The 14,314-nt window shown below is 69.5% G+C and carries 14 protein-coding genes; 7 read left to right on the top strand and 7 right to left on the bottom strand.

Annotated elements, in window-relative coordinates; translation table 11 throughout:
• Positions 1-73 precede the first annotated feature (73 nt).
• The 4 genes from ACJ8AT_RS22235 (at position 74) to egtD (ending at position 4,148) form a co-directional block, all read left to right on the top strand.
• On the top strand, positions 74-721 hold the full coding sequence (locus ACJ8AT_RS22235) for an NADPH-dependent F420 reductase (protein ID WP_407739807.1): 648 nt from the start codon (positions 74-76) through the stop codon (positions 719-721).
• A gap of 90 nt (positions 722-811) precedes the next feature.
• Positions 812-1,642 carry an SDR family NAD(P)-dependent oxidoreductase gene (locus ACJ8AT_RS22240; RefSeq protein ID WP_407739808.1) on the top strand — a complete coding sequence of 277 codons (831 nt, stop codon included), beginning with the start codon at positions 812-814 and terminating at the stop codon, positions 1,640-1,642.
• A gap of 182 nt (positions 1,643-1,824) precedes the next feature.
• Entirely contained in the window at positions 1,825-3,129 is a 1,305-nt protein-coding gene (gene egtB, locus ACJ8AT_RS22245) for an ergothioneine biosynthesis protein EgtB (protein ID WP_407739809.1), read from the top strand.
• Positions 3,130-3,140: 11 nt separating this feature from the next.
• Entirely contained in the window at positions 3,141-4,148 is a 1,008-nt protein-coding gene (gene egtD / locus ACJ8AT_RS22250; RefSeq protein ID WP_407739810.1) for an L-histidine N(alpha)-methyltransferase, read from the top strand.
• 110 nt (positions 4,149-4,258) lie between these two features.
• Here egtD and ACJ8AT_RS22255 read toward each other — a convergent pair whose 3' ends face one another.
• From ACJ8AT_RS22255 to ACJ8AT_RS22275, 5 genes are all read right to left on the bottom strand, one after another.
• Entirely contained in the window at positions 4,259-4,405 is a 147-nt protein-coding gene (locus tag ACJ8AT_RS22255) for a hypothetical protein (RefSeq protein ID WP_407739811.1), read from the bottom strand.
• Between the two features lie 178 nt (positions 4,406-4,583).
• Positions 4,584-5,147 (bottom strand): hypothetical protein, encoded by a 564-nt coding sequence (locus tag ACJ8AT_RS22260; protein ID WP_407739812.1) that lies wholly within the window; start codon positions 5,145-5,147, stop codon positions 4,584-4,586.
• The gene (locus tag ACJ8AT_RS22265) at positions 5,147-5,599 is read right to left on the bottom strand and encodes a polymer-forming cytoskeletal protein (protein WP_407739813.1); all 453 of its coding nucleotides are present in this window, start codon (positions 5,597-5,599) and stop codon (positions 5,147-5,149) included. The genes ACJ8AT_RS22260 and ACJ8AT_RS22265 overlap by 1 nt, the downstream gene beginning before the upstream one ends.
• A gap of 3 nt (positions 5,600-5,602) precedes the next feature.
• On the bottom strand, positions 5,603-6,505 hold the full coding sequence (locus tag ACJ8AT_RS22270) for a ParB/RepB/Spo0J family partition protein (RefSeq protein ID WP_407739896.1): 903 nt from the start codon (positions 6,503-6,505) through the stop codon (positions 5,603-5,605).
• Between the two features lie 50 nt (positions 6,506-6,555).
• Entirely contained in the window at positions 6,556-7,347 is a 792-nt protein-coding gene (locus ACJ8AT_RS22275; protein ID WP_407739814.1) for a ParA family protein, read from the bottom strand.
• 370 nt (positions 7,348-7,717) lie between these two features.
• Between ACJ8AT_RS22275 and ACJ8AT_RS22280 the strand changes: the two genes are divergently transcribed.
• Together ACJ8AT_RS22280 and ACJ8AT_RS22285 are read left to right on the top strand one after the other, a co-directional pair.
• Entirely contained in the window at positions 7,718-9,349 is a 1,632-nt protein-coding gene (locus ACJ8AT_RS22280; RefSeq protein WP_407739815.1) for a protein kinase domain-containing protein, read from the top strand.
• A 99-nt stretch (positions 9,350-9,448) separates the two neighbouring features.
• The gene (locus ACJ8AT_RS22285) at positions 9,449-9,955 is read left to right on the top strand and encodes a hypothetical protein (protein ID WP_407739816.1); all 507 of its coding nucleotides are present in this window, start codon (positions 9,449-9,451) and stop codon (positions 9,953-9,955) included.
• 64 nt (positions 9,956-10,019) lie between these two features.
• Here ACJ8AT_RS22285 and rsmG read toward each other — a convergent pair whose 3' ends face one another.
• Positions 10,020-10,673, bottom strand: a complete 654-nt coding sequence (rsmG, locus tag ACJ8AT_RS22290; RefSeq protein WP_407739817.1) for a 16S rRNA (guanine(527)-N(7))-methyltransferase RsmG — start codon at positions 10,671-10,673, stop codon at positions 10,020-10,022.
• 330 nt (positions 10,674-11,003) lie between these two features.
• On the bottom strand, positions 11,004-12,824 hold the full coding sequence (gene mnmG / locus ACJ8AT_RS22295; RefSeq protein WP_407739818.1) for a tRNA uridine-5-carboxymethylaminomethyl(34) synthesis enzyme MnmG: 1,821 nt from the start codon (positions 12,822-12,824) through the stop codon (positions 11,004-11,006).
• A gap of 409 nt (positions 12,825-13,233) precedes the next feature.
• On the opposite strand from mnmG, the gene ACJ8AT_RS22300 reads away from it, so the two are divergent.
• Positions 13,234-14,304: a sulfite oxidase gene (locus ACJ8AT_RS22300; RefSeq protein WP_407739897.1), complete on the top strand. Its 1,071-nt coding sequence runs from the start codon at positions 13,234-13,236 to the stop codon at positions 14,302-14,304.
• Positions 14,305-14,314 lie beyond the last annotated feature (10 nt).

Raw genomic sequence — 14,314 nt, forward strand, 5'->3', positions numbered from 1 at the left:
CAAACCCGGGATTCTCAACCACGTGCCTCCCCGGTAGTTTCCGCCTCGCACTGATTCACGAAGGAGCTTGCACATGAAGATCGGCATTCTCGGTACTGGCATGGTGGGTTCGGCCCTTGGCAACAAGCTGGTGTCGCTGGGACACGAGGTGAAGATGGGCTCGCGCACGGCGAACAACGAGAAGGCGGTGGCCTGGGTCAAGGGCGCGGGCGCCAAGGCCTCGCAGGGCACGTTCGCGGACGCCGCGGGCTTTGGCGAGCTGATCCTCAACGCCACCAGCGGCCACGGCTCGCTGGAGGCGCTGAAGGCCGCGGGCGCGAACCTGAAGGGGAAGATCGTCATCGACATCTCCAACCCGCTGGACTTCTCCAAGGGCATGCCGCCCACGCTGTTCGCGGGCAACACGGACTCGCTGGGCGAGCTGGCGCAGGCCGCCCTCCCCGAGGCCAAGATCGTCAAGACGCTCAACACCGTGACGGCGTCCATCATGGTGGAGCCGGGCAAGATTGGCGGTGGCGATCACACCCTCTTCGTCTGCGGCAACGACGCGGCCGCCAAGGCCACGGTGGGCGAGTTCCTCAAGACGCAGTTCGGCTGGAAGAACATCCTGGACCTGGGCGACATCACCCAGTCGCGCGGCACCGAGTCCTTCCTGCCGCTGTGGCTCCGGATGTGGGGCGCGCTGAAGACGCCCGAGTTCAACATCAAGATCGTTCGCTGAACCGTAGGCGGGGAGCTCGCCGGGCCGGACATCCCCTGCGGCCTGGCGTGCTCCTGGACTGAAGCAGCGGTACACCGGAGGGCGGCACTCATGGCGACGGCAGTGTCTGGCAAGACGTTCGTGGTGACGGGCGCGACCGGCTCGGTGGGCAAGGCCGCGGCGACGGAGCTGGCACGCCTTGGGACGGTGGTGCTCGTGGCGCGAGACAAGGCGCGGGGCGAGCAGGCCGTGGCCGAGGTGCGGCGCGCGAGCGGCAACGAGGCGGTGGAGCTGGCGCTGGCCGACTTCGAGAGCCTCTCCTCCGTGCGCGCGCTCAGCGAGGAGCTGCGGCGCCGGCACCCGAAGATCGACGTGCTGGTGAACAACGCCGCCATTGTGAAGCGCGAGCGCTCCGTCACGAAGGACGGCTTCGAGACGATGTTCGCGGTGAACCACCTGGCGCCGTTCCTGCTGACGCGGTTGCTGTTACCGGCCCTGGAGGCCGCCGCGCCGGGGCGGGTCATCACGGTGTCGGCGCCGTCCGACGTGGCGCTCGACTTCGGAGACTTGCAGAGCGAGAAGGCCTTCAGCTGGTTCCGGGTGTTCGGGGCCTCGAAGATGTGCAACCTGCTGTTCAGCTTCGAGCTGGCGCGGCGGGTGGATCCCAGCAAGGTCATCTCGCACGTGGTGCATCCCGGGCTGGTGAAGTCCTCGCTCTTGAAGGAGGCGCCGGGGTTGCTGAACTTCCTGGTGCAGCTGGTCTCGGGCAAGCCGGACTCGGCGGCGAAGGGAATCGCCTGGCTGGCCACCGCGCCCGAGGGGGCGAAGGAGTCGGGGAAGTTCTGGAAGGGGCAGAAGCACATCAAGGCCGCGCCCTACTCCCAGGTTCCAGGGAACATGGAGCGGCTGTGGACCGAGAGCGCGCGCCTCGTGGGCGTTTGAGCTCCCGGGCCCGCTACTTCCTTGCTCCCATCGCTCCCCCTTGTATCGTTGAGACACCAACGTTTTGGGCGTAGGTTGTCTCACTCCAACATGCCCGCGGGTGGGGGCCGCTCCCCGGGGCGGAGGACCCTCCCTAGGTTTCTGTCGGGGGGGTCATGTCAGGCAGCGGCAGCGCGGCACAGATGAAGCGTTTCACGGAAGCCCCGTGGAAGGTTCGCGCGTGGCGGGAGCTGGAGGCCGCGCGAGCGCGGACCCTGGCCATGCTCCACGGGCTGCCGGAAGCGGAGCTGCTGCGTCAGCACTCGCCGCTCATGTCCCCGCTCGTCTGGGATGTGGCGCATGTGGCCAACTACGAGGAGCAGTGGCTGCTGCGCGCGCTCGGGGGCCCGGCCTTCACGGATCCGGCCTTCGATGCCATCTACGATGCCTTTCGCCATCCACGCCGCACCCGCTCGGAGCTCCCGCTGCTGTTCCCGGCGGAGGCCTTCGCCTATGCCACGCGCGTGCGCCAGGCCGTGCGCGAGCACCTGGACACGCTGCCGGAGGACTCGCCCGAGCCCCTGCTGAAGGACGGCTTCGTGTTCGGCATGGTGGCCCAGCACGAGCAGCAGCACGCGGAGACGCTGGCCGCCACGCTGCAGCTGATGACGACGTGGGAGTACCGCCCGGCCGCGCGAGAGCGCCCGCGCCCCGGCGCCGTGCCCCAGCACGAGGTGCTCATCCCCGGAGGCCCGGTGCGCCTGGGCAGCGACGGCGCGTGGGCCTACGACAACGAGCGCCCCGCGCACACGGTGGACGTGCCCGCGTTCCTGCTGGATGCGCACCCTGTCACCAACGGGGACTACCTGGTGTTCGTGGAGTCGGGCGGCTACGAGGAGCCGCGCTGGTGGCAGCCGAAGGGCTGGGAGTTCATCCAGGCCGAGCGCATCCGCCACCCGCTCTTCTGGCTGCCGCAGGGCCAGCACGTGTGGCTGCGCCGGCGCTTCGGCTGGGTGGAGCCTCTGCCCAAGGACGAGCCCGTGCAGCACGTGTGCTGGTACGAGGCGGACGCGTACGCGCGCTGGGCCGGCAAGCGCCTGCCCACCGAGGCCGAGTGGGAGAAGGCCGCGCAGGGCAGTGATGGGACGGCGCGCGCTCACCCCTGGGGCGATGCGCCCTCCACGCCCGAGCATGCCAACCTGGGGGGTGACACGTGGGGCCCCTCTCCTGTAGGGTCCTCCCTCCAGGGGCGCAGCGCCGACGGAGTGTGGGGGCTGCTCGGGGACGTGTGGGAATGGACGGCCAGCGACTTCACGGGCTACGCGGGCTTCCGAGCCTTCCCGTACCGCGAATACTCCGAGGTCTTCTTCGGCTCCGAGTACCGGGTGCTGCGCGGCGGCGCGTGGGCGAGCGCTCCCGTGGCGGTGCGTAACAGCTTCCGCAACTGGGACTACCCCATCCGCCGGCAGATCTTCGCCGGCTTCCGCTGTGCCAGGGACGTGGCGTGAGGAGGCTCGGAATGGAAATGGGCATGGGCATGATGACAGGCCTGGAGCACGCACGGTCCATCACGGTGGATGTTCATGTGCGGCCGGGAGACGCCCGGCTCGCGTTGCGCGAGGAGGCGCTGCGCGGGCTCTGTGGCCACCCGAAGGAGCTGTCACCCAAGTGGCTCTATGATCAGCGTGGCAGCCAGCTCTTCGACGACATCACCCGGCTGCCCGAGTACTACCCCACTCGGCGCGAGCGGGAGATCCTCCAGGCCCGCGCGGCGGAGATCGCCCGGCTCAGCGGCGCGGACACGCTGATCGAGCTCGGCAGCGGCACCAGCGAGAAGACGCGCCTGCTGCTGGACGCCTTCCAGGAGGAAGGGCTGCGGCGCTTCGTGCCCTTCGACGTGAGCGAGGGCTTCCTGCGCGGCGCCGCGGTGAGGCTCGCGCACGAGTACCCCCGGCTGCAGGTGCACGCGGTGGTGGGAGACTTCGAGCGTCACCTGGGGTGCCTGCCTCGCGGGGGGCGGCGGCTGGTGGCGTTCCTCGGAGGCACCATCGGCAACTTCAAGCCGGCGCAGCGCGCGCGCTTCTTCCGCGAAGTGGCCGAGGGGCTGGCCCCGGGAGACGGGCTCCTGCTGGGCACGGATCTGATCAAGGACCGCGAGCGCCTGTTCGCCGCCTACAACGACAGCGCGGGGGTGACGGCCGAGTTCAACCGCAACGTGCTGCGCGTGCTCAACCGCGAGCTGGACGCCGACTTTGAGCTGGAGGCCTTCGAGCACCTGGCGCCCTTCGACGAGGCGAACGGCTGGATTGAGATGTGGCTCATCTCCCGGCGGGCGCAGCAGGTGCAGCTGCGCGCGCTCGAGCGCACCGCCCACTTCGAGCAGGGCGAGGTGCTGCGCACCGAGGTGAGCTGCAAGTTCCACCCGGAGCAGGTGGAGGCGGAGCTGGCCGAGGCGGGGCTGCACCTGTCGGCCTGGTGGACGGACGCCGCGGGAGACTTCGCGCTCTCGCTGTCCTTCAAGGACTGAAGACGCTGCCGGGGCGGCGCTCCGCTGTCTCGGGAGCCGCGGGCCGAGGAGACACGCTCCCCGGCAACGAGCCCCCCTCGCCTCCTGGACTCACTGCATGCTTCCGGCGCTTAGCGGCGGCGGCGCGGGGAATCGCGGCGCACGGGCACGGGCTGCGGGCGGGCCCGCGCTCCCGCGAGCGTCACCGCCGTGAGCAGCCCCAGAAGGAGGACCCCGACGACACTGACGGCGGGGGCGAGCAAGTCGGGGAGAGCCATTGCTTTCACTCCTTCTTGAAGCGGGGGCACCGGGGCAGTGCCCTGCACGGAGGGTCCAACGTGTGGACGTAAGGCATAGGTTATGAATTCGTTTCGAAAACGTGAAGCCCCACTGTGTGTGGGGAGTGCAAGTAGGACACCGGCGGCGGGTGTGCGGTTCCGCGGGACACCCCGCTGATCACTTCCCGGGGGGTTGGAGCTGGATGTCCCGGCAGGCCTCGGTGGCCAGGCGCACATCCTCGGCATTGGCGCCGGGCAGCGTGGCACAGAGGAACAGATCATCCCCCACCCGCCGAGCCCCCAGCATCGCCGGGCCCTCGGGCCCCAGCCCCCCATCCTCCTGCTTGGGAGCCAGGGTGATGCGCACCAGGGCCACCTGCTCGTCGCCTTCCTCTTGATCCAGGGACACCTGGAAGCCGGAGAACTGCTGGCGGATGGAGCTGGCGAGCGCAGCGACCGAGGGCATCTTCTCTCCCTCGCCTCGGCGTAAGTCCACCCGCAGCACCGGCTGGCCTGGAGGCCCCGCCTGGAAGCTGCCGTCCGCCGCCACGAGCGCCGACCAGCCTTGAGGCAGCGGCACCTTCACTCCCGCGCGGAGAGGAGCCGAACGTTCAGAAGTCCCCACGGAGGCTCCGCTCCCGGACGAGGGAGCAGGCGCCTCCTTCTTCTTCGAGCACCCGGCGGCCAGCGCGGCGAACGCCAGCACGGCCGCCAGGAGCGCCTTGTGGGGCAGGCGCGTCACTACTTCTTGTCACCACCCGGCGGGGGCGCCGCCCTGCCGCCCTCCACCATCTTGCAGGTGCCGTCGTAGGCGGCCCCTCGCTCGATGGTGAGCGCCGGCGTGGTGAGATCCCCCTTCACGCGGCCCGGCTGCTTGAGCTCGATGATCTGAGCCGCCGTCACGTTCCCCACCACCGTCCCATGAATGATGACGGTGCCGGCATTGATGGTGGCCTCCACCCGGGCACCATCGCCAATGACGATGGTGTCCTTGGTGGCGATCTCCCCGTTGAACTTGCCGTCGATGCGAACCTGCCCTTCGAAGGTGAGCTTTCCGGAAAATTCGCTCCCCTTGCCGAGCAGCGTGTGAATGTCGCCTGGGCGCGTCGACACGAAATCCTCCTCCCGCTTGAACAATGGCTTACTGGTAGTGCTGCCAGGTGCTTCGTCCTTTTTCCCGCCGAGGAGCGCCACGCGCTACTCCTTCCTGAGAAGCTTCAAGAGACGGTCGAGGTCATCGTACGAGAAGAAGTCCACTTCCAAAGTTCCTTTACCAGGGGACCTCTCCGACAGACGTACTTTTGTTCCCAATCGACGCTGAAGCTCCTCGATGAGGGCCTTCACCTGGGGGCTCTGCTTGGGCGGCCGGCCCCCATCCTTCTTATGCGTGCGCTTCTGCTGCACCAGCTTCTCGGTGTCGCGCACGGACAGCTTCTGCTCGGCCACCTGCACCGCCAGGGCCTGCATCTCCGGCAGCCGCGGCACCCCGAGCAGCGCTCGCGCATGGCCCATGCTCAGCGAGCCATCCGCCACCAACGCCTTCACATCGTCCGGCAGCGCCAGCAGCCGCAGGGCGTTGGCCACCGTGGAGCGCTCCTTGCCCACGCGCTGGCTGATCTGCTCCTGGGTGAGCTTGAACTCCTCGACGAGCCGCTGGTAGCCCTCGGCCTCCTCGATAGGGTTGAGGTCCGCGCGCTGGAGGTTCTCCACCAGCGCCAGCTCGAAGGCCTGGGCCTCCGTCACCTCACGCACCAGCGCGGGCACTTCCTTCAGCCCGGCGGCCTGGGCCGCGCGCCAGCGACGCTCGCCGGCGATGAGCTTGTAGGCGTTGCCCTCCTTGCGCACGAGCACCGGCTGGAGCACGCCCTGCGCCTTGATGGACGCGGTGAGCTCGGCCAGCTTCGCCTCGTCGAAGTAGCGGCGCGGCTGCTCATTGTCCCGGCGGATGGACTCGATGGGCAGCTTGAGCACGCCGTTGTTCTTCGCCGGCGGCGGCTCGGCCACCGCGTTGGCGGCGGGCGTGGGGGCCGCCTGGGGAATCAGGGCAGAGAGGCCTCGGCCCAGCGCCCGCTTCTGTTTGTCACCAGCATTCGCGTTCAACACGTCACCATCTCCAAGAAGGCGGAGGCTCGTCGGGGTGGGCCAGCGAATCAAGCAACCTTGCGAGCAGGCGGCTTCCTACCCTCGCGGTTCATGATCTCCCGGCCCAGGGCGAGGTAGCTCTCGCAGCCCTTGGACTTGATGTCATAGAGGATGATGGGCTTGCCGAACGAGGGGCACTCGGCCAGGCGCACGTTGCGCGGCACCACCACGCCGAACACCTGGTCCTTGAAGTAGCCGCGCACCTCCTCCACCACCTGGTTGGCGATGTTGGCGCGCCCGTCGAACATGGTGAGGAGGATGCCCTCCATCTTCAGCGCCTTGTTGAGCTCCTGGCGCACCAGGTCCACGGTGTGCGTGAGCTGGGACAGGCCCTCGAGCGCGTAGTACTCGCACTGCAGGGGGATGAGGACGGAGTCGGCCGCCACCAGCGAGTTGAGCGTGAGCAGGCCCAGCGACGGCGGGCAGTCGATGAGGATGTAGTCGAACTCCTTGGCCAGCGGGCGCAGCGCCTCGCGCAGGCGGAACTCGCGGCGGTCCTGGTTGACCAGCTCGACCTCGGCGCCGGTGAGGTCCGGCGTGGCGGGGATGACCTTGAGGTAGCGCAGCTCGGTGTCGTGGATGAGCTCCTTCATGGGGCGGCCCTCGAGCAGCGCCTCATAGATGGTGCCCTGGAGCGCGTCGCGCTTGAGGCCCAGGCCGCTGCCGGCGTTGCCTTGGGGATCCATGTCGACCAGGAGCGTGCGGCGCTCAGCCGAGGCGAGGCTGGCGGCGAGGTTGATGGCGGTGGTGGTCTTTCCGACGCCGCCCTTCTGGTTGGAGATGCAGATGATTCGACCCACGTGGCCCATCCTCATTCGGTGTGCTGGGAGTGTCGCCCGGTGCACGAAAGTGCGGCGCATTGAGCCACCAAAAGGGCCTCCAATCCAGTGGCATTTCGAGCCTGCTCCCTCCCCTTCTCAGGTGCCTCGGAGGGGGGTTGGAGCGGGCGCTGGGGGTACGTTCCACGTGGAACACGGCGGGCTTGGGAGTCTCCATGTTCCACGTGGAACACGGCCACGGCGGGTTCAGAGGTTCCACGTGGAACACGGCCGCGGAGGGTCCAGAGGTTCCACTGCCCTTGTTCCGGGCCCCCGCGCCGACAGAGAATGGAGGACTCGCACGCAGTGGGAGGCCACTCGCTCGATGTCATCCGGATCCAGAAGAACTTTGATGACGGGGCCTGTTCTCTCTCAGGGCAGCTGCCCCGGTTGCGGCCGGGACGCCGGAGGCGAGCGCTGCATCCACTGTGGCGTCGCGGTCCGAGTCGGCTCGTATCGCGTGCGCCAGGTGCTCGGGCAGCGCGGCGCGGCTCGCACCTATCTCGCCGATGAGACGGATGGGCTCATCGTCCTCAAGGAGTTGTCATTCTCTTCCGAGCCGGCCCAGGCCACCCTCCAGGCCTTCCACCAGGAAGCGCGGCAGCTCCAGAACCTCACCCACCCGCGCATCCCTCGCTACCTGGACATGCTGCAGCTCGGCCTCGGCGCCGAGACCCGCCTCTACCTGGCCCAGGAGTTCATCGAAGGCACTCCGCTGGAGACCGAGCTGGCCAGCCGCCACTCCACCGAGCTCGAGGCGCGGGAGCTGGCTCGGCAAGTGCTCGACCTCCTCCGCTACCTGCAGAGCCGCTCGCCCCAGGTGTTCCATGGCGACCTCAAGCCCGCCAACTTGATCCGCCGCCCGGATGGCGCCCTCTTCCTCGTCGACTTCGGCGCTGGCTGGGTGCGCGGCCGCGCCAGCCCCGAGGCCTCGCACTACACGCCCCCGGAGCAGACCGGTGGCGAGCTGGATGCCACCACGGATCTGTTCGCGCTGGGCGTGACGCTCGTGGAAGCGCTCTCCTGGACGTCGGAGGAGAAACCGCGCCACGCGAGGCCGGAGCAGCTCGTCTCGCGGGTGGATGTCACGGTGGAGTTCCGCCAGTTCCTCGCGCGGCTGACGGCGGGGGATGCGGCGCTCCGCTTCGGCTCGGCGGACGAGGCGCTGCGGGAGTTGGATGCTCCGGCGAGTCCTCCGGCACCACCGCTCCGGCGCCGCCTGGCACCGGTGGCGCTGGGCACGGGCGCCGCGCTGTTCATCTTCGGCGCGGGGATGATTACCGGCCGCGCCACCGCCCCACACCCCGTCTTCCTGGCGGACGCCGAGGACCTCCCGCCCCGCGCCATCCCTGTCCCCTGCTCCAACGTCGAACCGGCCCCGAAGGCCTCCACGTCGGCGTCCGACTCGAGGCGGAGCGCGTACCCGCCTCCAGCCCCAGCCGCGAACGACACGATGAACACCGTGGGGGCGGCGCGGCTCGGGACGAAGGAAGAGTGGGCCCCTCAGCACAAGCCCCTCGACTGCGACTACGCGAAGAATGGAATCGCGAGCGCCTCGGGTTCCTTGGAGACCGAGCCCCAGGCCGCGTTCGACCATGATCCGCGCACCGCCTGGTGGAGCACCCAGACAGAGGGCGCGTGGCTCCAGGTGGACCTGGGGCGCAACCGTCTCCTGGATGCCCTGGTGCTGGACTGGGGCTGGGACACACGCTTCGGCGAGAGCTCGCAGAGCACCGTGATGACGAGCGTGGATGGCTCGCACTGGAGCTACCTGCACGCGATGACCAATACGCCCAAGGACAACGACATCCCTCGGCGAGTGTGGTTCCCCCAGCGCGTGGCCCGCTATGTGCGGTTGAACGGCACCGGGTGGCACGGAGGCTGGGCGGACGTCCGCTCGTTCGAGCTCTACGGTCCCGACTGCCCGCTCCAGCCGAAAGAGCTGCACCCGCGCGCCTCGGATCCCGAAACGATTGACTACTGAAGCCCCGGGCCCGGCGAGGCGCTGAAAACTGGCCCTCTCATGAACGCCTCCTACACTGTGCGCCTCGCTCGATCCGCGCGAGGAGCCGGGAGGCGTGCCATGCACTCGCACAGAGGTTGGAAGGGCAGGGGGCTGTTGGCGGCGCTGGGGATGGTGGTGGGCGGATGCAGTCAGCAGCCCGCCGAGCCCGCGGCGCGCCCCGCCTCTCCGCACGAGAGCGTGTCCGAGCCCCAGGCCGGCCCGCGCATCACCAGCACCTTCCAGTCCGAGCTGCGCCTGTTCGCCGGCAGCCGCGTCACCTTCCGAGTGGTGGCCAATGATCCGCAGGCGCGAGCGCTCACCCTCACCTGGGCGGCGAACACGGGCACGTTGGGAGCACCGGTGTCCGAGGCCACGCAGAGCGAGGTGGAGTGGACGCCGCCGCCCTGCGTGCTGACAGGCACCACGCCATCCATCACCGCCACGGTGACGAACGCGCTGGGGCTGTCGGACTCGGCCACGTTCACGCTCACGGGCGCGACGACGTGTCTGGCGGGAGGCGAGCTGCCGCGGAGTCCGCGGATCTTCTCGCTCCAGTCGGAGTCCGTGGCGTGGAGCTCACGCTGAGCCCCGAGCCACCGCGCCGTCCTTCGTCACCTATATAAGGATAAGGACTCGCGCCGCGGGCTGATCAGGCCTGGGAGAAGACGGCGAGCTGCCGCTCGGCGCCGGAGAACGGCAGCCGGTACTGACGCGAGGAGACCAGGCGCAGGGCGCGCTCGGAGGCGCGGGCCTGCAGCTCCGCCTCGGGCTGCGCCTTGCCCAGCATCGCCACCACGCGGCCTCCGGGCAGCACGTACGCGGGCGCGAGGTTCAGCCAGTCCGGCAGGTCCATGAACGCGCGGGCGATGAGCACCTCGGCGCGGGGAATGCCTTCGGCCTCGGGCTTGCCCTCGGCGCGAGCGTGGAGCCCTCTCGCATCCTTCAGCCCGAGCGCGGCGATGGCGGCCTTGAGGAAGCCCACCTTCTTGCCCACCGCATCCACGAGCGTCACCGTCATCGCCGGGCGCGCCAGCTTGAGCGGCAGACCCGGGAAGCCAGCCCCGGCGCCGAGATCCAAAAGGGAGGCGGCACCCTCCACCTCGGGCAGCACCGCCAGCGAGTCCAGGAAGTGCTTTTCGAGCACCTCTTCAGGGGCGGTGATGGCGGTGAGATTCACCTTGGCATTCCACTTGATCAGCTCACTCATGAGGCGAAGGAGCTTTGGCGGGACGTCCTCACTCAGTCCTACCCCCAGCGCCTGGCACCCCTGTTGGAGCTGATCAACGAAGCGGGTGTTATCCACAGATCCTCCACATCCCCCCTCCCCGCAAGTAGCTGATTTCGTTGATCGCCTCAGGAAACGGTGGGTTATCCACACGTTTCCCACAGGCGGCCTGCGCTCATGTCCACAGATTCACAGTCGAGAGCCGCGCCTGGAAGCGCACTGGGACATACCAACTTGACAGGGTGGGAGAGGTTGATCCGACTGGATGAGTCTGCTCTCCGGCCGGGTGGGGGGCGACCATGTACCTGAAGCGCGCCCGGCTGCCTATGGGATTCTGGCGGGTTGATCCGGAATTCGGGGGGCAGCGACATACACCGAGCAGCCGCCCGGATCCAAGCCCCCTGATGATCAGTTCTTCCGTTCCTTCTTCAACGCCACCAGCAGCAGGGACAGCGCGGCCTGCGTCAGTCCCGGGATGCGCCGGGCCTGGCCCACCGTGCCCGGCCGGTGCGCCGTGAACTTCTCCACCGCCTCCGCCGACAGGCCGCGCACCTCGTTGAACCGGAAGCCCGCGGGGATCCTCCACCCATCCCACGCCTCCGCCTCGCGAGCCGCCGCGCGCTCGGCCTGGGCGATGTAGCCCTCGTACTTCACCTCCACCTCCACCTCCTCGGCCACCTCGGGCGGCACCCGCGGCCACTCGAGCGCCTCGGCCGCCAGCGCCGCGTAGCTCACCTCGGGCCGCTTCAGCTTCATCGCCAGCCCCGTGCGCTTCAGCCTCGCCACCTCTTCCGCCACCGCTCGCCCTCGGGCCTCCGCCCGCTCGAGCGCCTCGCGCGGCAGCAGCCCCACCCGGTGCCCGTGCCGCGCCAGCCGCAGCTCCGCGTTGCCCTCGCGCAGCTTGAGCCGGTGCTCCGAGCGGCTGGTGAACATCCGGAAGGGCTCGTCCACGCCCTTGGTGATCAGCTCGTCCACCAGCACCGCCCCGTGCGCCTCCTCCCGGCCGAGCAACAGCGGCGGCTCGCCCTTCACCTGCAGCCCCGCGTTGATGCCCGCGTACAGCCCCTGGAACGCCGCCTCCTCGTAGCCGGACGTGCCGTTGAGCTGCCCCGCGAAGTACAGGCCTCGCACCGCCTTGGTCTCCAGCGTCGAGGTGAGCTGCGTGGGCGGCGCGTAGTCGTACTCCACCGCGTAGCCGAAGCGGACCACCTCCACGTGCTCCAGGCCGGGGATGGTGCGCAGGAACTCGAGCTGCACGTCCGCGGGCATGCTCGTGGACAGGCCCGCCGGGTACACCAGCGGCGAGTCCGGCCCCTCGGGCTCCAGGAACACCTGGTGACGCTCGCGCTCGGCGAAGCGCACCACCTTGTCCTCCAGCGAGGGGCAGTAGCGAGGCCCTCGGCCGACAATGTCTCCCTGGAACAGCGGCGAGCGGTGGAGGTTGGCTCGCAGCAGCCGGTGCGTCTCCAGCGTGGTGTGCGTGATTCCGCAGGTGACTGGCGGCTGGAGCGGAGTGGGCTCGGCCCCGGCCAGCATCCGCCGCGTGCGCCACGAGAAGAAGCGCGGCGGCAGGTCTCCCGGCTGAGGCTCCACCGCGTCCCAGTCGATCGAGTCCCGCTTCAGCCGCGCGGGCGTGCCCGTCTTGAAGCGGCCGAGCGAGAAGCCCAGCGAGCGCAGAGACTCGGAGAGCCCTCGCGCGGCCTCGTCGCCGAGTCGGCCGCCCACCTCCTTCTTCTCGCCCACGTGCATGAGGGCCTGGAGGAAGGTGCCGGTGGTGAGCAGCACCGCTCGCGCCTGCACCTGGGTGCCATCCCCGAGCACCACGCCCGCCACCTGGCCGCCCTCGGCGACAACCGTGGAGACCTCGGCCTCGTGCACGGTGAGGTTCGGCTGGGAGAACAGGACGGACTGCACGGTACGTGCGTAGCCATCCCTGTCACACAGCACGCGCGTGGCCTGGACCGCGGGGCCCTTCGAGGCGTTGAGCGTCTTGAAGTGCGTGCCGGCGCGGTCCGCGGCGTGGCCCATCTCCCCGCCGAGCGCATCGAGCTCTCGGACGAGGTGCCCCTTGGCGGTGCCTCCGACGGCGGGGTTGCAGCTCATGACGGCGGCTCGGTCCCGCTTGAGGGTGAGCCCCAGGGTCTCCAGGCCCATGCGAGCGCACGCGAGCGCGGCCTCGCAGCCCGCGTGGCCCAGGCCCACGACGATGACGTCATACCGGTGCTTCATGGTCGAACTTCCCTCGCGCTCCAGGAGAGGGACGGGTGCGCTGTGGCGCCCCGAGCCCTACCACGACCGACGCCTGGCTGCCGCGTTCTCGACCCAAGCCGTCCCCCGGGAAGCGAGGAGGCGGGCGTGTCCTCGAGTCTCCAGCCGCCGGTAACCGGCTGAACGTCCGGTGGATCAAGTGCCCGCCAGCGAACGCGGGGCCTTGTCCCGTGCCTGGGCGCTCCCCATCTCCTAGGAGGGTTGGAGGGGGAGGGGGGCTCATCCTGCGCGACGCGCAAGGGAGCGGGGCCGGAGTCGATCGCCACGAACCTGTCTGACTGTCAGACAGGTTTGTGGCATGCGCCGCCGACAGGGCGACCCAGCGGCTCAGGAGGAGAACCACACCCGTTGGAGGGTGGGGAAGGGCGTGATGGAGACAAGTGCCGAGACGGCGGCTTCGCCAGGGGTCCGCATGGAAGAGGAGCGGGCGAAGCTCATCGTGGTGAAGCCCGAGCCCTTCAACGCGGAGACGCCGCCGGAAGCGCTGGCCCAGGCCCAGACTCCGACGGCCTCCTTCTATGTGCGCAGCAATCACTCGGAGCCGGAGCTGCCGTCCGCCACGCACCGAGTCGCGGTGGAAGGAGCGGTGGAGGCGCCATTCACCCTGGAGCTGGCGGAGCTGGCTCGCGGGCCGCTGCGCTCGCTGACGGTGACGCTGGAGTGCGCGGGGAACGGGCGGACGTCCATGTCCCCCCTGCCCGAGGGCGAGCCCTGGATGCAGGGTGCGCTGGGCACGGCAATCTGGAAGGGAGTCCCCCTGGCCGAGGTGCTCACCCGCGTCCGGTTGCGCCCGGAAGTGGTGGAGGTGCTGGTGGAAGGAGCAGACGGGCAGGGGAGCAAGCGCTTCGCCCGCTCCCTTCCGGTGAGCAAGGCGCTGCATCCGGACACCTTGCTGGCGCTGGAGATGAACGGGGCGCCCCTGACGCGCGCTCACGGGGCGCCGGTGCGGCTGATCGTCCCCGGCTGGTACGGCATGGCGAGCGTGAAGTGGGTGAACCGCATCGAGGCCCTCACGCGGCCCTTCGAGGGCTACTACCAGCGCGAGCGCTACGTCTATGACTCGCGCGATGGCCGGGCCCCCGAGCCCGTCACGCGCATGCGGGTCAAATCGCAGATCAGCTCGCCCGCGGAAGGCGAGCGGGTGGCCCCAGGCCGGGTGGTGGTGCAAGGCATGGCCTGGAGCGGCGAGCGGCGGGTGGTGCAAGTAGAGGTGGCCGTGGACGGCGGCGAGAGCTGGCAACCGGCCACGCTGCTGGAGACGCCGAGGCCCTCGGCCTGGGTGCGCTGGGCCTTCACATGGGAGGACGCGGCGCCGGGCCGGCACACGCTGCGAGCCCGCGCCACGGACGAGGCCGGAGAGACTCAGCCCGAGCTCGCGCCGTGGAACCGGCTGGGCTACGGCAACAACGCGGTGCAGGTGCGAGTGGTGGACGTGGGCTGAACCGAGGCCC

The sequence above is a fragment of the Hyalangium sp. genome (genome assembly GCF_045802625.1).
Lineage (GTDB): Bacteria > Myxococcota > Myxococcia > Myxococcales > Myxococcaceae > Hyalangium.

Bases quoted from the DNA above. Each gene is read 5' to 3' on its own strand.
- egtB (WP_407739809.1), top strand. From the start codon at position 1,825: ATGAAGCGTTTCACGGAAGCCCCGTGGAAGGTTCGCGCGTGGCGGGAG.
- mnmG (WP_407739818.1), bottom strand. From the start codon at position 12,824: ATGAAGCACCGGTATGACGTCATCGTCGTGGGCCTGGGCCACGCGGGC.
- ACJ8AT_RS22240 (WP_407739808.1), top strand. From the start codon at position 812: ATGGCGACGGCAGTGTCTGGCAAGACGTTCGTGGTGACGGGCGCGACC.
- ACJ8AT_RS22300 (WP_407739897.1), top strand. From the start codon at position 13,234: ATGGAGACAAGTGCCGAGACGGCGGCTTCGCCAGGGGTCCGCATGGAA.
- ACJ8AT_RS22285 (WP_407739816.1), top strand. From the start codon at position 9,449: ATGCACTCGCACAGAGGTTGGAAGGGCAGGGGGCTGTTGGCGGCGCTG.
- ACJ8AT_RS22280 (WP_407739815.1), top strand. From the start codon at position 7,718: ATGACGGGGCCTGTTCTCTCTCAGGGCAGCTGCCCCGGTTGCGGCCGG.
- ACJ8AT_RS22255 (WP_407739811.1), bottom strand. From the start codon at position 4,405: ATGGCTCTCCCCGACTTGCTCGCCCCCGCCGTCAGTGTCGTCGGGGTC.
- ACJ8AT_RS22235 (WP_407739807.1), top strand. From the start codon at position 74: ATGAAGATCGGCATTCTCGGTACTGGCATGGTGGGTTCGGCCCTTGGC.
- egtD (WP_407739810.1), top strand. From the start codon at position 3,141: ATGGAAATGGGCATGGGCATGATGACAGGCCTGGAGCACGCACGGTCC.